The organism is Thioalkalivibrio sp. ALMg13-2 (assembly GCF_000381185.1).
In the GTDB taxonomy this organism is placed as follows: Bacteria; Pseudomonadota; Gammaproteobacteria; order Ectothiorhodospirales; family Ectothiorhodospiraceae; genus Thioalkalivibrio; species Thioalkalivibrio versutus.
In genome coordinates this window covers 16,555-34,184 of the sequence record NZ_KB906120.1, presented here as the reverse complement: position 1 = coordinate 34,184, position 17,630 = coordinate 16,555, and the positions used below count along the sequence as shown (strand labels likewise).

19 protein-coding genes are annotated in these 17,630 nt (G+C 62.0%); 7 read left to right on the top strand and 12 right to left on the bottom strand.

The genetic code is table 11. The annotated features are described in order from the left end of the window. Nucleotides 1-86: 86 nt before the first annotated feature. The 4 genes from F618_RS0112060 to F618_RS0112045 form a co-directional block, all read right to left on the bottom strand. Complete coding sequence (locus tag F618_RS0112060; protein WP_019568702.1) at nt 87-497, bottom strand: DUF86 domain-containing protein; 411 nt, start codon at nt 495-497, stop codon at nt 87-89. After that, the gene (locus tag F618_RS0112055; protein ID WP_019568701.1) at nt 482-880 is read right to left on the bottom strand and encodes a nucleotidyltransferase domain-containing protein; all 399 of its coding nucleotides are present in this window, start codon (nt 878-880) and stop codon (nt 482-484) included. The genes F618_RS0112060 and F618_RS0112055 overlap by 16 nt, the downstream gene beginning before the upstream one ends. A 662-nt stretch (nt 881-1,542) precedes the next feature. Continuing rightward, nucleotides 1,543-1,941: a type II toxin-antitoxin system VapC family toxin gene (locus F618_RS0112050; protein ID WP_019568700.1), complete on the bottom strand. Its 399-nt coding sequence runs from the start codon at nt 1,939-1,941 to the stop codon at nt 1,543-1,545. Continuing rightward, a complete protein-coding gene (locus F618_RS0112045) occupies nt 1,938-2,165 on the bottom strand; it encodes a hypothetical protein (RefSeq protein WP_019568699.1) in 228 nt (75 codons plus the stop codon). The genes F618_RS0112050 and F618_RS0112045 overlap by 4 nt, the downstream gene beginning before the upstream one ends. Nucleotides 2,166-2,891: 726 nt before the next feature. On the opposite strand from F618_RS0112045, the gene F618_RS0112040 reads away from it, so the two are divergent. Next, complete coding sequence (locus F618_RS0112040; protein WP_081620896.1) at nt 2,892-3,449, top strand: sugar transferase; 558 nt, start codon at nt 2,892-2,894, stop codon at nt 3,447-3,449. Nucleotides 3,450-4,110: 661 nt separating this feature from the next. On the opposite strand, the gene F618_RS0112035 is transcribed toward F618_RS0112040, so the two are convergent. The 5 genes from F618_RS0112035 to F618_RS0112015 form a co-directional block, all read right to left on the bottom strand. Beyond that, entirely contained in the window at nt 4,111-5,082 is a 972-nt protein-coding gene (locus F618_RS0112035) for a hypothetical protein (protein WP_019568697.1), read from the bottom strand. Further along, nucleotides 5,079-6,092 carry an HEXXH motif-containing putative peptide modification protein gene (locus tag F618_RS0112030; protein WP_019568696.1) on the bottom strand — a complete coding sequence of 338 codons (1,014 nt, stop codon included), beginning with the start codon at nt 6,090-6,092 and terminating at the stop codon, nt 5,079-5,081. Before F618_RS0112030 ends, F618_RS0112035 begins: the two co-directional genes overlap by 4 nt. 157 nt (nt 6,093-6,249) lie before the next feature. Beyond that, the gene (locus F618_RS16235; RefSeq protein WP_196800404.1) at nt 6,250-6,426 is read right to left on the bottom strand and encodes a hypothetical protein; all 177 of its coding nucleotides are present in this window, start codon (nt 6,424-6,426) and stop codon (nt 6,250-6,252) included. Between the two features lie 586 nt (nt 6,427-7,012). After that, nucleotides 7,013-7,210 carry a hypothetical protein gene (locus tag F618_RS0112020; RefSeq protein ID WP_019568694.1) on the bottom strand — a complete coding sequence of 66 codons (198 nt, stop codon included), beginning with the start codon at nt 7,208-7,210 and terminating at the stop codon, nt 7,013-7,015. A gap of 206 nt (nt 7,211-7,416) precedes the next feature. Continuing rightward, nucleotides 7,417-8,175 (bottom strand): glycosyltransferase family 2 protein, encoded by a 759-nt coding sequence (locus tag F618_RS0112015; RefSeq protein ID WP_255349469.1) that lies wholly within the window; start codon nt 8,173-8,175, stop codon nt 7,417-7,419. Nucleotides 8,176-8,257: 82 nt separating this feature from the next. Here F618_RS0112015 and F618_RS0112010 point away from each other — a divergent pair, with 82 nt between their 5' ends. Continuing rightward, complete coding sequence (locus F618_RS0112010) at nt 8,258-9,142, top strand: glycosyltransferase family 2 protein (RefSeq protein WP_019568692.1); 885 nt, start codon at nt 8,258-8,260, stop codon at nt 9,140-9,142. Nucleotides 9,143-9,314: 172 nt separating this feature from the next. Beyond that, the gene (locus tag F618_RS0112005) at nt 9,315-10,499 is read left to right on the top strand and encodes a DegT/DnrJ/EryC1/StrS aminotransferase family protein (RefSeq protein ID WP_019568691.1); all 1,185 of its coding nucleotides are present in this window, start codon (nt 9,315-9,317) and stop codon (nt 10,497-10,499) included. Here the strand turns inward: F618_RS0112005 and F618_RS15645 are convergent. The 3 genes from F618_RS15645 to F618_RS0111990 all read right to left on the bottom strand — a co-directional run bounded on the left by F618_RS15645 (nt 10,478) and on the right by F618_RS0111990 (nt 14,714). Next, entirely contained in the window at nt 10,478-12,508 is a 2,031-nt protein-coding gene (locus F618_RS15645; protein ID WP_081620895.1) for an aldehyde dehydrogenase family protein, read from the bottom strand. The genes F618_RS0112005 and F618_RS15645 overlap by 22 nt on opposite strands. Further along, on the bottom strand, nt 12,505-13,560 hold the full coding sequence (locus tag F618_RS0111995; RefSeq protein WP_019568689.1) for an isocitrate/isopropylmalate family dehydrogenase: 1,056 nt from the start codon (nt 13,558-13,560) through the stop codon (nt 12,505-12,507). The genes F618_RS15645 and F618_RS0111995 overlap by 4 nt, the downstream gene beginning before the upstream one ends. A gap of 116 nt (nt 13,561-13,676) precedes the next feature. After that, nucleotides 13,677-14,714 carry a hypothetical protein gene (locus F618_RS0111990; RefSeq protein ID WP_019568688.1) on the bottom strand — a complete coding sequence of 346 codons (1,038 nt, stop codon included), beginning with the start codon at nt 14,712-14,714 and terminating at the stop codon, nt 13,677-13,679. Nucleotides 14,715-15,055: 341 nt separating this feature from the next. Here F618_RS0111990 and F618_RS0111985 point away from each other — a divergent pair, with 341 nt between their 5' ends. The 4 genes from F618_RS0111985 to F618_RS14895 are packed head-to-tail and all read left to right on the top strand — an operon-like array spanning nt 15,056 to nt 17,610. Next, nucleotides 15,056-15,697 (top strand): acetyltransferase, encoded by a 642-nt coding sequence (locus F618_RS0111985; protein ID WP_019568687.1) that lies wholly within the window; start codon nt 15,056-15,058, stop codon nt 15,695-15,697. Then, nucleotides 15,697-16,818, top strand: coding sequence for a hypothetical protein (locus F618_RS16405; protein ID WP_231362681.1), 1,122 nt, complete (start codon nt 15,697-15,699; stop codon nt 16,816-16,818). The genes F618_RS0111985 and F618_RS16405 overlap by 1 nt, the downstream gene beginning before the upstream one ends. After that, nucleotides 16,740-17,090 carry an acyl carrier protein gene (locus F618_RS16400; protein WP_231362680.1) on the top strand — a complete coding sequence of 117 codons (351 nt, stop codon included), beginning with the start codon at nt 16,740-16,742 and terminating at the stop codon, nt 17,088-17,090. The genes F618_RS16405 and F618_RS16400 overlap by 79 nt, the downstream gene beginning before the upstream one ends. Beyond that, complete coding sequence (locus tag F618_RS14895; RefSeq protein ID WP_231362679.1) at nt 17,083-17,610, top strand: sulfotransferase; 528 nt, start codon at nt 17,083-17,085, stop codon at nt 17,608-17,610. The genes F618_RS16400 and F618_RS14895 overlap by 8 nt, the downstream gene beginning before the upstream one ends. The last annotated feature ends 20 nt before the right edge of the window (nt 17,611-17,630 follow it).

The following is a 17,630-nucleotide window of genomic DNA, read 5'->3' as shown; positions in this document are numbered from 1 at the left end:
TTTGGCGGGGGCTTCGCCGCCGAGGCGGCTCCTACGGGGGGCTGCTCGTGCCAATCGATGGTTGCACCTGGTTGAAGGGTGACGCGTTAGAGGCGTTCGTTGACTGTGCGTGCAAAGGTCCGGAAGTCGTCGAGGTGGCGTGAGCACACGGCGTGGACGATCTCCCCGTTGATGCGCTCGTAGTTATGGACTGCGATGTTGCGAAAGCCGACGGCCTTCTTGAGCCGGTCGGCCAGGCTCGCTTCAATGATGCCGCCTTCAGCGAGACGGTCGAATGTCTCGCCCATGGTGTCCGGAGGGGGTAGCTCGAGCGCGGTCACGAGATGGGCTCCAATGTCGACCCATTGTTGCACCGCACGGGACAGGTTCAGGGCAATGATGTCCTGTGTGTCCGGGTCTTGCTGGAGTTGGTTGGGGTCGTCCGGGCAACGTTGCGCGACCCGCTGGACGCAATAGCGCAGCGTTTCGAGCTTTTGTTCGATTACCCGGCGATCCACGCTTGTCTCCGTTCGGCCAGAATGCGGTCGCGGTAGGGGGAGAAATCGGCCTGGTCGAGCAAGTGGCGCGTGAGGAAGCGGGCGTGGGCCTCGTCTTGTCCGGTCAGGCGGATGCCGCGTGTGACGATCTCGCCCAGTAAGGGTTCGCCGGCCTGGGTGAGGTCTACAAGGTCCACGGGACGACCGGTGGTGGAGGCGATTTCTTCGATGAGCGCGATGCGCGTGGTGGCTGGAAGCGGCGCTCCCGCGCTGACGGCCAGGTCGACATCGCTATGTGGATGCATTTTTCCGCTCGCGAGGGATCCGAACAGGATGGCTAGCTCCAGCTCGTGATGGTGTCGCAACACGGCACGAATGCGATCGATTTCGGTGCGATGCCTCATGCATCCCAGTGTAGGGAGATGTCTCTGAATGTGCGCGTTCGCATTTATGGGTGATTGGCGTCTCCTTAGTAGAGGCAACGCTGGGGCGGAGAGGATTTTGTTGTTGGCCGTTATCCCGGAAACTGTGGAGTGGTTGTCCGGGGGCTCTGACGTGGGTGGCAGCACCGGCGTTTGGTGTTTCTCTGACGTCGGAGATCCCGGCTCTTCGCTTCGCTACGGCCGGGATGACGATTTGGGGTGGCGCTGCGGCCGGGATGACGATTTGGGGTGGCGCTGCGGCCGGGATGACGATTTGGGGTGGTGCTGCGGCCGGGATGACGGGGTAGGGTGGTGCTGCGGCCGGGATGACGGGGTAGGGTGGTGCTGCGGCCCGGATGACGGCAAGGGGTTACCGCGGAGACTGCCTGCTCCGTCGCCCCGCAGGATCCACCTCTCGGGTCATCCCGGAAACGGCGAAGCCGTTATCCGGGATCTGTACCGGCCAGCGTTAGCACAGTCGCTGTGGAATCCCATCCGTGCGCGATGCCGGCTCTTCGCTTCGCTGCGGCCGCCGATGATGGATCGGCTGCGGGGGTGGCCTTTGGAGGTCGCTTCGTCGCTTTGCTCCTCGCGATGACGGGTTGTAGTGGGGTGTGGTCGCGATGGCCGGAGGGGCTTGCGGGTCAGGTGAACCAGTCGGTGAGTGGGAGACTGGGGACCCGTTGGAACTCGGCCACGTTGTGGGTGACGAGGGTCGCGTTGTAGGCCAGGGCAGTGGCGGCGATCAGTGTGTCCATGGGGCCGATGGGTGTGCCCTGTTGCTCGAGCTGGGCGCGTATGCGGGCGGCATGGCTGGCGGTGGGTCGGTCAAACGGGAGGACGGTGACGACATCGAGTAGCTCGGCCAGCTGCTTTTGGCGTTTTTCGGGCTCGCTGGACTTGGCGATGCCTGTTTCGAGCTCGTACACCACAATGGCGGGAACGAGGACGTCGGAGGGTGCTGTGGCCAGCAGGTTTTCGGCGACCTTGCCGTGACCCTTGAAGAAATAGATCAGGGTGTTGGTGTCCAGGGCGTATTTCACAGCGCTTCGCGGGGGCTGTCCGGGGGCGTGTCGCGCAGTTCCTCGGCCGTGGGTAAGTCATTCCATTGACCGGCCAGGGTGCGGACGGAGTCGGGCCACTCGGTTCGGGTGTTTTCTTCTACCAGCCGTGCGACGTAGCGGCTGACGGGGATGCCGGCCGATTGAGCGGCGCGCTTGAGGCGCTGTTCGTGGTCATTGTCGAGGTAGATGGTGACTTGGCCCATACGTTCCTCCTGCTAAGCATATAAGTTGGATTATATGTTCGAGTGTGTCGCCTGCCCAATCGTTCCGTGAATACGGGGTGTACCGGGAAGGCCCTTGCTGGGGCTTCGAATACCCTACGCTGCTGGCTTAGGGTCCTGCTGTCATCCCGGCCGCAGCGCAGCGGAGAGCCGGGATCTCGTACGTAAGTGGCGGTACTGGCGTTGGTGTTTTCCTGACGTGGGAGATCCCGGCTCTTCGCTGCGCTACGGCCGGGATGACGGGGTGGGGTGGTGCTGCGGCCGGGATGATGGCACGGGAACTCCACGGAGACTGCCTGTTTCGTAGTCCCGCAGGATCCACCTCTCGGGTCATCCCGGAAACGGCGAAGCCGTTATCCGGGATCTGCACCGGCCAGCGATAGCACAGTGGCTGTGGGACCCCATCCGTGGGAGATCCCGGCTCTTCGCTGCGCTACGGCCGGGATGACGGGGTGGGGTGGTGCTACGGCCGGGATGACGGGGTGGGGTGGTGCTACGGCCGGGATGGCGGGGTGGGGCGGCGCTGCGGCCGGGATGACGGGGTGGTTGGCGGTTTTCTGGCGTTGGCGGGGGCTGCGCTGCAGAGGCGGCTCCTACGGGAGTGGCGTTTGGCATAGGTGCCCAGCCTCTGGCCGATGGGGTATGGGTTAGCGTGGTGATCGCCCAGGGGGCTGGGCGCCTACATGTAGGAATAGAGGTGAGAGTGTTTTGATACGAGTTCTGGATGTTGTGTTGTCGGTGTTGGGGCTGGTGGTGGCGGCGCCGGTGTTGCTGGTGTTGTGGTTGCTGGGCTGGATGGAGTCGCGGTCGCCGCTGTTTCGGCAGGAGCGCGTGGGGCGGCATCAGCGGCCGTTTGTGCTTGTGAAGTTCCGCACGATGCGGCCGGATACGGCGTCGGTGGCGACGCATCTGGCCGAGGCCTCGGCGGTGACGCCCCTGGGGCGCTTTCTGCGCAAGACGAAGCTGGATGAACTGCCGCAGTTGTGGAATGTGCTGAAGGGCGAGATGAGCCTGGTGGGGCCGCGGCCGGGGCTGTTCAACCAGGAAGAGCTGCTGCAGGAGCGGGCGGCGCGCGGAGTGCTGGATGCGCGACCGGGGATTACCGGGCTGGCGCAGATTCGCGGGATCGATATGTCCACGCCGCGCGAACTGGCCGAGGTGGACCGGCAGATGCTGGATGCCCTGACGGCCCGGGCGTACTTCCGGTATCTGGTGCTGACGGTGCTGGGGCGCGGGTCAGGGGATCGGGTCCGGCCGTCGTCCTGAGTGCAGTTTGCCTCCGATGGTGGATGGGTGTTCCTTCCGCTCAACATGCGCTGAGGGCCGTAAGCTCAGGCTGAAAACCCCGTCGCCGTTATCCGGGATCTCTCGCGCTTGGGGCGGGCCTGGCACATGCCATCGTCCCGCCGTGGGAGGTTCCCGGCCCTCGCTTCGCTACCGCCGGGATGGCGGGGTAGAGCTGCGGCCGCGAACATGGATCGGCCGCGCGGGGGGGGGGCGGTGGCCATCGCCGCGTCCAGCTTTTAATGGCCTTGTACGTCTGCACGGATGCGGTCGATTTCAGCGCGGTTGTTCAAGGCTCACTGTGTAGGGAGATGCCGATGAATGTGCACGTTTACATTCATGAGTGTCGCGTGGTTTTGCCCAACGGTGGGTGATGCCTGTCGTTGTTCTGACCCGAGCGGCTAGCGGTTGGGATGGGTCAGCCGTCGGACGGGCCGGGATGGAAGCGCTGGTTTCTGTGGCCGAGGGGCTAAGGCGGGCGGATGGCGCTGTTGCGTTGCTGAGACCGTTAGCTCCGTGTCTGTGGCTGCCGTCTTGTAAGGATATCGGGTCTTTCCAGATGTCGTTCCCGGTGCCGGACAGCGCTTTGTGAGCACCGGTCCCTACACCTGTTCGCCTCGAGTAGGGGAGCGTGCCGGCCAGGTCAGGGCAGTCGAGGCCAGCGGCTTAGCCGCCTTGAGCGGTAGAGGTCGCCAAACCAGGCCCGCCAGGTGCGCCCGTCCGGCAGCTTGTGGCGGGTGGTTCGCGATGGGGTGTCAATCTCGGACAGGGCATGGACGAGATTGTCCTCGAATCGCTTGAAGGTCTCGAGGCGAATCTTGAACGGATGCGACTTTAACCCGTAGAAGAACGGATTGGTGTTGATTTCGTAGACCTGGTTTTTTCCCTTGAACAGCCCGAAATCGGCTCGCCCGTATTCGATTTCGGCGTGCTGAAATGCGGGACGCATGGCGTCTGCGTGAGTATGGTCAGTGACCATTTTGTATTCTTCTTCGTACAGTTCTTCGGGCGCGATACCCCGTTGGCCGTACTTGGCGACCCACGTTTCCTGGTGCGCGCAGGGTGCGCCGATGACGCGGTCGCCAATCCGGTATGCGGCCAGCTTGCGGTATAGGCCCTCGCGCACGGGTTCGGCCGCGTACTGCACCACGATGATTTCCCGCCGTGGAACCCCTCGGGAAATCTGCTCCTCCAGGGCGTCTCGAAGAGCGACCGGGGTATGGAGCAAGTCCGTGAGCGTGCCTCGATGGGCGGAATCGGTTCGCAGGAAGACTGGATACACGTCGGTAGGCGGCTCGTCATCGGCGTGCCATACGTTGAACTCATTGATGCTCCGCAGCTTCAAATGCCGGAGCAGCTGGTATCGGGAACGGTGCCGGGCCGGATTGTTGACCACCCGGGCGCCAGCGTCTCGCAGTTGGCGATAGATGGTGGCGACGCACTCCAGATCCCAGAAGTGCAGGCGATCGAGGTCCGAGAAGATGTAGGTCGCTTGGGGCAAGCGGCGTGCCCGCAGTAGCCGTTCATAGGGCATGACTCGGAAATCGATATCCGGATGGCGTTCCAGCGATCGATGCGTTGACCGGTGTGCCTGGGTGGCAAAGAGAATGATCATGGACGAGCCTCGGCCATATAGGCACGGGCGTTGTCCATCAGTTGGCTTCCCAACTCGGTCAGGAGTCCGTGTTCGTCGACCACCTGATGCCCCGCTTCGAAATTTTCCCGGTCGCGCTCGCGCGCTGCGTGTGCGAGTTCGCGTTCATCGTTGGAAAGAAGTTCCGACTCCAGGAGCTGGCTCATGGCCCAGTGCATGCGTGCTGACACGTAGGTCGCATGATAAATGCCGTCCATGGGGCGAGGGTCGGCGCGCAGCGGCGAATCGAAGAGTTGGGAGTCTTCGTTCAGGGTCAGTGGCTCGTGCGTGCAGAAGCCGAAAAGCAGGCTGTGGGCGCTCTCGTGTGCGAGGACCTCGGCCATCTCGATCCGGTTGGTATGAAGGCCGGCATTCAGGAACAGGGCCCCCCAGAGCTGGTAATGCGAACCGCCATGAAACTCGCTCTGATCGTTTGGCCCGCCGGTCACACCCACAACCTCGTGGACGATCGAGCGGATCTCTCCCGCCAGTTCGGGGGCAGCGTGCTCAAGCAGGTTCATTGCACCCTTGTAGCGATCGATGAACGAGCGGGCGGTTTCAGGAGCGGGGATATGCAGGCTGAGCCCGGACCGCATGGAAGCGCCCATCCGTTCGCGGTAGCACTGCCCCCGGGGGCCATCGTCGAGCGGGCCGACCGTCTGTGCGGGCGGCCGTGGCTTTTCCTGCGCCAGTTGCTCGAGAAATCCGGTTGCTCGTTCTTCGTCCTGCTGCAGTAGTGCGGTGACCGCGTCGTAGTAATGCGCAAAAGCCGTGGGGGCGTGGGTCGTCCCCATTTCGAGCGCGGCGGACTGTTGTTCCAGGGCCTGGTAATCCAGCGGCAGACGCTGGGCGCACGCTTCGGTTACCAGACGCAGGCTGCGTCCGAGCTCGGAATGCATGCATTGATTGATCTGCTCGGCCCGTTTGGCGTCGGGTACGAAGTCGGGTCGAATGGACACAGGCGAAACCTTGGGGCGCGATGGGTAGCGCATTGGCAATGGTATGGCTTGTGGGGCAGGCGTACTCCGAAAAGACGCAATGCATGGACCCGACGCGGTTCAGTCGGGGCGTCTTTGAAGCGTGCCTGGAGAGGTTCCAGACCCGCAAGGCCTGACGACTGAGCCTGGCCTTGCGGTTGGATCCTGTGGTCTACCGGGAGACAGTGCTGCTGGGCTTTTCCCCAATTTTTGCCCCAAGTGCGGAGTTTACAGCCGGGCGGTCATCTTTTCGCCCGATCTTGGCTTCCAGGGCCGAAGACGGCGCGTTCGCGTGCAGCAGACGAAAGCCCAGGAGTTGGCGGGTATCCAGCTTGATGTTTTCCTTCATCTCGTTATCCCATGCAGATTCGTGAGTTCTGGGCGGAAAGCCCGGTCTATTAGTAGCCCACCGTTTACATATGATGCAAGGCCGAGTCCGGTGAACCGGCTTTCCGTTGTTCCGATGGCCATGTCCTTACGGTCGCGGTGCATGCCCGTTTATCCGACCGGATTAGCACCTAGGTGTGATCTCTCAATAGGTTGTCCACGGGACGACCTGTGAACTTTCTTTCGGGGTGGCTCCCTGAACCCGGGTGGGTTGGTGTGGCGGTCCGAGTACGTGCGAAGCCGGATTCGCGGGCCTGCGTCTTGCTCGAGGAAGGGGGAAGGCGTCCGCCCGGCGTTACGGCGGTTGCGCCGCACGACTGTGCGGGGTCGCCACGAATCTGGTCTCGCAGAAACTGTCTTAGGGCAAAGGCGTGGTCGGGAAAAGCGTTGTTGGTGCGTCGGACAGGTGCAATCGAGAGGCCTGGCACATGCCCCGCGAGACACATCACTCCATTCCGGTCGAGACCGACTCAGTGTGCCGCGGGGTATTGCTCGTGGCCGGGTTCCTTAAGCCGATTTGCCGCCAATCCCGTTCGAGCTCGAGCGCCTCACTCGGAACCGGGCTTAACGAGCCCAATCTTTGCTCCGAGTGTCGAAATCAGGATCGGGTCGCCTTTGCCCATTCCAATCTTGGCTTCCAGGGAAGACGACGGCGCGTTCGCGTGCAGCAGTCGAAAACCGAGGAGTTGGCGGGTATCCAGCTTGATCTTTTGGTCCATCGGGTTCTCCTTCATGGTTTTATTCATCTGAGCGTACTCGTTTGAGCTTTGCGCTCGTTGGTGAATTTACCCAATCTTTCGATGGGTCGCAAAGGCGAGCGTGTACCAAAACGTTTGTCGTTTTCGCGCCCGCCCCGGTCGCTTCTGCGCGAGCAAAGGCCCCTAGAAACCATGGATGGGGCGCACTGTCGTTCACGCATGACGAAAAGTGTCGGGTGTCGAAGAGATTGGGTTTACTGGGTCCTTCGGTAGAGCGCACCGGCAAGGTGAGAGCCGATCAGGTAGGCCGACAGGCGGCGCCCCAGCCCTTCCTGCTGTCGATAGATATCCCACAGGGACGTGATGCGACCCGTAACGTTTCGTGACAGGCCCTTGCCGTGGGCTCGATACAGTGCCGTTACCTCTCCGGAAGACTGTGCATGCCCTCCCGCACGAAGCAGTGAAAGCCAGAGGGCGTAGTCCTGCGAGCGCCTGCGGTAAGGCATCTCGATCGTACCCACCCGTTCGCGGTCGATCATGGCGGTCAGACAGGCGATCCAGCAGCCGCGCAGCAGCCCGGAGTAATCAAGATCATCCGGAACCTGCACAATGCGTCCGGTCCGGTTGCCCAGCGCGGTGATTTTCTCGTAGGGGGAGAAGACCATTACTGCGTCGCTATTCTGGAGCTGGTTGATCTGTAGCGACAGCTTGTGGGGCAGCCAGACGTCATCGGCGTCCAGAAAAGCGACGTACCGACCTCGCATCAACCGGAACGCGGCGTTCCTTGCGACACTGGCACCGCCGTTCGAGGTGCGGCGAACGAGCGTAAGCCGAGGATCCTGGGCCGCCCGTTTGCTCACCAGGGCCGCGCCATTGTCGGTGGAGCCATCATCCACGATGATCTGCTCCCAGTTTTCGTAGGTCTGTCCGGCCACCGAGTCCATGCAGGCTTCGATGTATGGCTCTGCATTGAACAGGGGTGTGATGACCGATACGAGTGGTTGTGAAGGCATTTTCAGGCATGCTTGCGGACAGTGGAACCGAGCGTAACTGCATCACGAGTGTGGTGCGAGTGCGTGGGGCAGAGGGGAGCGGGTGACTTCAGGGGGCGAGATCCTGTGCTCGGTGATTATTCCGGTTTATCGGCACTGGGATGACCTGAATCGGGCGTTGAGTGCACTTGAACGGCAAACCCTGGAAAGGGATGCGTTCGAGGTGATTGTGGTCGACAACGACCCCGGCCAAGGCCCTGCGATCTCGGGCACTTCGCTGAACGTCCGGGTGGTTTCCTGCGATGCGCCTGGGTCGTATGCAGCGCGCAACGCGGGAATCGAGCATGCCCGGGGTGCGATCGTGGCGTTTACGGATGCTGATTGTCAGCCGGATGCCGACTGGCTGCGTCAGGGACTGTCCGCCATGGAGAACAGGGCGTTCGGCCTGGTCGCCGGGCCAGTGCTTCTGGAACCTGCACTGCCGGGTCGTCCCGGAGTCGCGGAGCACTACGACATGTTGATGGGGATACGGCAGGAACGTTATGTGCGACGGGGTTACGCGGCGACGGCGAACCTTTTCGTCCGCCGCGCCTTGTTCGATGTGGTTGGTGTGTTTGATTCGCATCGATACTCAGGGGGGGATGCGGAGTTCTGTCGTCGCGCCGGTGCGGCGGGATTTCGGATTGGCTACGCGCAGGCGGCCCTTGTTCGGCACCCTGCCCGGGCCACGGCGGGAGCCCTCGTTTCCAAGGCGAGACGCCTGAAGGGTGGGCAGGTGACGCGAGGCCCGCTCAGGCACCGGGTGTTCTGGGTGGTCCGAACGTTTCTGCCGCCTGTCCTGCGTTGTGCGCGTCTGATGCTGTCCCGAACGGCCCCGGCCGGTCTGGGGCGCCGATTCGATCTGTGCCGTCTGCAGTTGTATCTTTGGTGGTGCGAGGTGGGCGAGGTTCGGCGCCTGCTGGGAGGTGGGGAGCCGCTGCGAGGTTAGGATCGCAGCGGCCGGTTTCTGCGCCGTTTCGAACCCTGTGTAGTCATCGGTTCCCTCCGGAATTTCCTCCACAGAGACGCTCGGCCGCGGGTTTTCTGGCGAGCAGCCGGCCGAAGCGAGGTCGGCGAGATATGTGGGTTGCAACCCCGAAACGAAAGGCAATACTTCCTTCATGATTCCGGTCTCCCGCCCGTATCTCCCCGATCGCAAGAAGCTCGATGCCTATCTGGACGGTATCTATGAGCGGAATCGATTGAGTAACAATGGCCCGTTGGTGCAGGAGCTGACGCACCGTCTGGAGGAATTCCTCGGTGTGGAGCATCTTCTGTTGGTGGGGAGTGGGACGCTCGCCCTTCAGGTGGCGTATCGAGCGCTCGGCGTTTCCGGGAATGCAGGGCCTCCTCAGGCGAATGCGATCACGACACCATTGACCTTCGTGGCGACGGCCAGCTCGCTGAAGTGGGAAGGCGTGGAGCCGGTCTTCGGCGATGTGCACGGGGAGACGTGGTGTCTGGATCCGGCGAGTATTGCGCCCCGGGTAACGCGGGACACACGGGCAGTGGTGCCGGTCCACCTGTTTGGTAATGCGTGTGACGTGGAAGCGATCGAGCAGGTGGCCCGGGAGCATGGACTCCGGGTCATTTACGACGGCGCACATGCGTTCGGGGTGCGGTATCGGGGGGCGAGTCTCCTGTCGTGGGGCGATGCCGCCGCGATCAGTTTTCATGCGACGAAGGCCTTTCATACCGTGGAAGGTGGTGCGATTGTTTTCCGTCACAAGGCTGATCTCGAGCGCGCACGTGAGTTGATCAACTTTGGGCAGAGCGGGCCGGATCGAATCTCGGCGGTCGGTGTGAATGCGAAGATGAGCGAGTTTCATGCGGCGATGGGCTTGTGCGTGCTGGACGAGCTGGAGGATTGCCTCAAGCCGCGTCGGGAGGCCTGGCATGCCTACGAGACTGCGCTTCGGGACCGCGCCTCTATGCAACGGCGCCAGGCGGGTGTCGAGAACAACAGTTACGTGTATTTTCCGGTCGCCTTCGAAGACGAATCTCAGATGCATTTCATCCAGGGAGCCCTGGAGAAGGCGAACATACAGGCCCGTCGGTATTTCTTTCCCGCGCTCGATCGTGTCCCCGAACTGAACACTTCTCGACCCTTCAGCGAACGTGCAGGTGATCTGGCTTCGCGGATGCTGTGTTTGCCGATGGGGTCGGGTGCTGCCGACACCCAGAGGGTGCTGGAAACCTTGCGTGAGGTCCTTGTGGGCTCCGGCGGGAGGCGCGGTTCCCGCCAGGGTACCGGCGAGTTGCCGGGTACTACCGATCCTGCAAGTCAGGCAGACGGGGTTCCCTGAGCGGGGGAGTAAACCGCAGTTGGGAACGTGTATTGGTCCCGATCCCATCGGCCATGTTCGGGCAGGCCGATGCCGGACTTCTTCCAGCCGAAAAAGGGCGCATCGGGATGGATTTCTCCTGCCTTCGGATTCAAGTGGATGATTCCCGTTTCGACCGCCTGCGGGAACTGCGCCAGCTCGCAAGGATCATCGGAGAACAGGATTGCGCGCAGGCCCTGGCGGACGCTGTTAACGCGATCCACGGCCTCGGCGAAGGTGGAAACACGTTGCAACACGACGACCGGGCCGAAGGCTTCCTCCTGAACGAGAGGTGAGTCCGAGGGCAGCCCGGTGACCACTGTGGGTTCGAACCATGCCCCATGCTCGAAGCCGCGCGGCTGGGCACCGCCTGTGAGGATTTGGCCCCCGGCCTCGGTCGCGGCGTTCACCTGCTGGTGCATCGACCGGACGCGGTCCTCGCACCGGAGTGGCCCGATCTGAGTGTCCGGGTGGTGTGGGTCGCCGATACGCAGCTCCTGGCAGGCATCTCGCAATGCCTCGCAGAAGGCGGGATAGTGGGGGTCGACCACAATCAGGCGCCGCGGGGCGGTGCAACGTTGTCCCGAGAAGCTGAAAGCCGCCTGCGCCACCAGGCGCGCGGTACGCTCGATATCGTGCACGTTGCCCACAACAGCGGCGTTGTTGCCTCCCAGTTCCGCCTGGAGCGGACGTCCGTGGGCTGCGCAGCTCATGGCGAGTTGGCGTCCCGCCGCTTCGGAGCCCGTGAAGGTGACCAGTTGTGGTTGGGATTGCTCCAGGATCGCGTTCACCGTGTCCGAGTCGCCATGCAGCATGGCGATGCTCCCGGAGGGGAAACCGGCCTGGGCCAGCGTGGCCAGTAGCGTTTCCACCAGGTGAGGGGCGTGCGGGGCGGGTTTCCACAGCACACTGTTGCCGAAGGCGAGGGCGGGCGCGAGTTTGCCAATGGGGATTGCCAGTGGGTTGTTCCACGGCGTAATGACCAGAGCCATTCCTCTTGGGCGGTAATGGACTTCGACGCCATCAGCGATCGTTTCGGATGAGCCGTGGTTCGCCTCTTTGATCGTGGTTTCAATCAGGCGTATCCCGTATTCGAATTCCTGTTCCGCTGTGGTTCTGGGCTTGCCGATCTCTTGAATCAGTGAGGCGACCAGCGATTCGCGGTTCTTCTCGAGAACGGTCTTCCAGCGCTCCAGCAGCGTAATCCGTTTGCTCATGGGTGTTGCGCGCCAGTGGGGAGTGAAAGCAACCAGATCTTTCAAAGCTCGGCTCACCATGCGAGGCCCGGCTATGGTCACGGCAGCCCGGGTACGGTGGTTCCTGCACGGGTCTTGTAGATCGATCCTTTGGGCTTCGGGTTCGGTGTGCCATTGCCCGCCAAAATATGCGCAGGGCATGGGAGGGTGCACAGTGGATGTGTACTCCGGGTTCTTGGGTTCCGATTCTTCGGGAAGCAGGGCGGCTGTGCTGCGGACCTGGCACGCGCGTCGCGCAAGTTGGCGCAGCGTCACGGCAGCTGCCGCAGGGTCGTAGGAGGCGACGCAGTCCGAGACAATCTCTACCGAATAGCCGAGCCGGTAGGCATCGAGTACGGTCGCGTGGATGCAGGCATGGGTGTGTACGCCGGCGATCGCCACGGTGTCACAGCCGCGAGCCCGAATGTCCGAATCAAGCTTCGGACTATCGAAGGCCGAATAATGTGTCTTGTGGTAGGTGCCTTCGTCCTGGCGGGCGGTTATCAGCGGGGGAGAGGATGCCCCCTGACTCCCCTTCCGGCATCGCCGATCGCCGTTTCGGATCCAGTGCGGCATCCCGCCTTCTCCCATGGGGCCCACGACCGTGTGCACGTGAAAGATCGGGAGACCGTGGCGTCGAGCCCGGCTCAGTAGCTCGCTTGTGTGGTGTATCAGGGCCTGGCGATTGGGTTCGAGCCCAGCGGTTTCGAGAAAATCTTCCTGCAAATCGACCAGAAGGAGCGCGCGGTTGGTCATGCGGGGACGGTCTGCCGTGTCAGTGCGTTCAATACCTGTGTAGTCATCACGCGAGTGCTGACTGCCACGGTGTCTCCCGAGGCGATGTCCGCGGTTCTGGCCCCCTGCTCAAGAACCGTGGCAATCGCTTGTTCGACCGAACGGGCTGCGTGCGGCTGGCCAAAGCTCTCCCGCAGCATCATGGCGACCGCCATGATCTGCCCCAGTGGATTCGCCGTGCCGCTGCCGGCGATGTCGTACGCGGCGCCGTGTCCGGTTTGGTATACGGCGCGGTTGCCATCCCCAAAGTTGCCGGAAAACGACATACCCCTGGAGCCCAGTAGAAGCGAGCCGGCATCTGCGAGTACGTCCCCGAACATGTTGGGCGATACGATTACGTCGAAACGCTTCGGGTCCGCGACCAACTGGTAAACGGCATTGTCGATCTCGAGCACTTCAAGCGTGACGCCGGATTGGGTGCATATCCCTTCCGCTTCGGAGCGCCATAGCTCACTGACGAGCGGGATGCCGTCCGGTTTGGTGGTCAGGGCCATCCTGTGGCGACGGCGCTGTGCGGTCAGGCAGCCGGCTTTCAGTATGCGCCGCACCATGGCCGTGCTGTATCCAAACGCTGCACGGATGCCGGCTTCCGCGGGATTCGTCGCGATATGGGCTTCCTCGCAGTAGTACAGACCACCCGTGTTCTCGCGGATTGCAAGGATGTCGACATCATCCGTGTGCCCCCCGCAAAACAAGCCTCCCGATGCAAGCCCGGGAAAGGGCACTAGTGGTGTCAACTTGCAGTACAGGTCGAAGTACGCCCGCAGGTCGTAGACGAAACGGGCACCCCCGGGGCCGGAGAAGATTGCACCGCCGCCATCGAAAATCTCCGAACAGAATGCCTTGACCCCCGGGGAAAGCGCTTTGCCGCCAGCGGCGATGGACTGGCGGCCGATGGGACCGCCGTGGCGCAGTTCGAGTTTTAGCCCGTTCAGGTCACAGACTCGCTCCAGTACGGATACCGCAGCAGGAACGACTTCCTGTCCAATGCCTTCACCTTCGAGGACGCCCACCAGGATTGGATCCCGGGACGGCCGATCCGAATACCGATCGGGATCCACGTGGTGGGGCAGGGTGATGGACCTTCCATTCATGGTCGGAGGCTTTCTGTTTTGGCATTTAGTGAGGGTCAAGCCGCACCGTCTATCTTGTCGACCGCGATGCGCGACACACGCGATCCCTTCTTGTTGGACACCGGAGGGAGCAGAATACCGGCGTACCGGGCGAGTGCCATGGCGACCTCGTCGAAGCCCATGAGCCGTCGGGCAGCCGTGGCCCCGGAGAATCGTGCATTGAACTCATAGATCCAGAGTTTTCCATCGGGGGCTTTCTGGCACTGTATGTTTATGGGGCCGCGCGCGCCAGCGGACGCCAGTTCTGCCGCGCAGTCGCGTCCCAGCTGGAGGGCTTCTTCGTCGTCATGGCGTTCGAGCGAAAGGCTTGTGCCATTGCGGTTCACATTGACGGAGCAGAACACATCGTTGCAGTTGCCGTCCGGGTCGATCATGACCTGAATCGAATGCTTGAGGCCTTCGAAGGAGTGGAATAACGGGATGCCCTGGGTGTGAAACCGATTCCATGCTTCAAGCACTTCGGAGGGTTCTCCGAGGAAGCGTTGCAGCAGCAGGTCTTCAATGTCCAGAGATTGAAAAAGTTGTTCCCGTGTGAGCAGGATCCGCACGCCCCTCGATGCGAATCCGGCGGCGGGTTTGACCAGAAGCGGCAGCCCGTGGCGCTCGACGAATGTGCTGGCCAGTTCGCGCGAGACAGGTGTGCGAAGAGTCGGGACAAACGGAAGGCCGCGCGCGGCGCAGAAGCGGTAGCTTTCGAACTTGTCGTGGAGGGCTGAGCTGATCGTGGCACCACCGCAAAGAAATCGCGGGCCCCATGGGTGCCCGCGTTCCTTGAGTTCCGCAAGAGCAATGACGTCGTCATCGCGGCAGGGTATTACGAGGTCGGGCTGTTGGACCTCCAGTATCTGGTCGAGCCTGTCTTCGAAATCCCGACGCGCGGTCGCGGTTTCAGGGACCTTGTAGATCTGGTCAAATCGGTCGAGTCCAGGACCATCGGGCACGCTGTTGGTGGCAGCCACCGAAAGGCCGCTTCGGCGGCCGGAAAGGCTGTCGAGAATGTTGTTTGCAACCAGGCTGCCGCCGGACAGTAACAAGAGTGAACGCGCCCTCCCGGAAGGGGGGCGGGCTGGGACGTGAGACGCCTTGCTCATGCCGAGGAACTCTGGATCATAGAGGCTCAGTGTAATGAGCGATGCGAAACGGTGCAGTATTCTGAATGGGCCGCAGCATTGGGTTGTCCTCCGATGCTCATGGTGGGTACTCCGCCGCGAGCAGGCGACGCAACGCTCGCAAGGTTAGACCTGGATCAGGCGCCGCTCAAAAGCGGGTATGGTTCAGGGCAGGGTTCGGGCCGGGGCATCTGGCGGGGAAACCTCCCGTGCCTTGCAGGGAAACATGCACGGCCTCGCTCAAAGCCGAAGGGTTGGAAGGGAATATGAATGTCCTGATCATTGGGGCCGGTGGCCACGGGCAATGTGTGGCTGATGCGCTTCTGCGAAGTCGGCGGGCGGGGAGTGAGGTAGAGGCGCTGGGTTTTCTTGACGATGTGGAGCCGTTGGCGACCGACCACTTCGCCGGGCTTCCCCTCCTTGGGCGTGTTCCGGACCTGGGGGGCTTTCCGGAAGCGGCCGTGGTCGTAGCAGTGGGAGATAATGCCGCGCGGAGGCGGCTATTCGAGGAGATGGGATCCTTGGGGCGCGTCCGGGCCACGGTGATTGATCCTACGGCTGTGATCGGCTCGGATGTGATCATTGGAGCGGGTTCCTATGTCGGGCCACTGGCGATCTTGGGTCCCGGTTGTCGCCTCGGTTCGAATGTCATCGTGAATGGTGGCGGATGCATCGGCCATCACAGCAGCTTGGGGGACCATGTGCATATCGGCCCCGGTGTGGTGACTACCAGGGGCGCGGACATCGGAGACGGAGCGATGGTGGGCGCAGGTACGGTGATCAAGCCCGAGGTTTCGATTGGGCGCGGCTCCGTGGTGGGCGCGGGTTCGGTTGTTTCTCGCGACTTGGGTGATTACGTGACGGCGGTAGGATCACCTGCCCGAGCTGTTCGAAGGCAGGAGCCGTAATGACCAGCGAGAAGCGTTCCTTATGGCTCCGCCAACTCATTCTGGAAAGAGTTCGTAAACGCCGTTCGGCCGCGCCACTACCTCACGAAGTTTCAACATCGAGGGTCGAAGTAATCGAACATCATGGGGAGCGTTTGCACCTCGTTGCAGACCCTGCGCTTACGCGCGAACTACTTTCGAATGCCCCTTTGTGCCCTTTTTCTCAGGCGGCTGGGCTAGAGGGGATGTGTGATCATTTTGGCCTGAATGGTTCGCTCGTGGGGGAGTTTTTCAGGCGAAGCCCAATTTTTCTCGAAGGTGATTTCCATCGGGAGGCGAGGAAACATTTTTCTAGGCTCGCCCGCGTCGCGAAGGAGGTCTTGCGACCAGAGCTCGACGAGCTGGTCGAGGCGCATTTTCGCACCATATGCCGTGCCGATAAGGGCATGGGGCTTGCGACCGTAGGGGCGGTGCAGTTTGTGGATAGGGTGTTGTTCCGACTTTTCGAGCTTTTGTTACCAGGCTCGGAGAAGCATTACCCGGAATTGGCGGCGCATCCGCAGTCGCTGTTCGAGTTGGTGCACCACCCGCGTCGCCTGGGAGATACTCTAGATGCCATGGCGGTGCTATTGCAGGCGTATCACGAGGATTCCGAGGCACGAGAAAGGGCATGGATGCTGATGAGCTTCGTCCTCATGGGGCGTGATCCGCTTGTCGGCGGTATGGCGGATTTTCTGCATTTGTGGCGTGCCCAGCCCGAGACCGAACGAGCGGAGTGGTTGGCCGGAATGCAGGCTCGGGATGTCTTCCGGTATACGCGCCCGGTCAATCTGATCTCACGGGTGGCGACCGGGCGATTGAATGAGGCCGAACTGGACGTGCACCCGGGTGAACTGGTGGTCTTTATGCTAATGGCTCGGGACCGGGCAGGTTCGACCTGTCCCGTTCCAAGGGATGATCTGGCTTTCGGGCATGGGCCACATTTCTGTGTCGGAATGCCACTTTCTCTGGAGATTACGCAAGCCTGGATGGGAGGGCTGGAACGATGGGACAAAGAGATTCCATGGGACAACTTTCGGACGGAGCAGCCGGTGCCGAGCGTTTTTCGCCGCTACAGGGAGATGAAACGGGCGAACCCCTGAACGCGTTCCTGGACCGGGTGGTTGACCGGCTGAAGGAAGCCGGTCATGGAGAACTGTCGGCAAGGGTGATGACGGATGGAGTCACTGTCCGAATGGAGGATCTCGGCTTGGACTCTCTGGAGTTGCTGGATCTGGTGATGGGTCTGGAAGAAGACTTCAAGGTGGGGCTTGCGATCGAGAACCTGACGAACCGCATGCAACTTGACGAGGTTTTTGCCGAGATTCAGCGCCTCCGCCGGGAACAGGGTGGTCGCGGTGCAGGGATTGCATGACGAACTGAAGTTCGTCGCCCACCGGCTACGTGTCGGGCCGAAGGTTCTTTACAACCGTTGGCGCGCCCGGAACCGCCGCAAGATCTTTGTGATTGGGCGAAACAAGACGGGTACCACGTCGCTACGCAGGACGTTCGAGGAGCTGGGTTTCCCGGTCGGTGATCAGCGCGAGGCGGAACGGTTGTATGACCGGGCATATTTCGAAGGGTGCTTCGAGGCGATCGTGGATTACTGCCATTCTGCCCAAGTGTTTCAGGATGTACCCTTCGGTTGTCCCGGGACGTTCCGACATCTGGACGCAGCCTTTCCTGGCAGCCTTTTCATCTTGACGGTTCGGGACAGTCCGGAGCAATGGTACGAGTCCCTCGTACGCTTTCATTCCCGCATGTTTGGTCGCGGCGGGCAGGTCCCGACGGCAGATGATCTGCGCCGGGCGCCGTATTGCCGAAAGGGGTTTCTGTACAACACCGTCCGAATGCACGGGACGCCTGATGATGACCCGTATAACGCGGAATCCTGATTCGCAATTATCGACGGCAT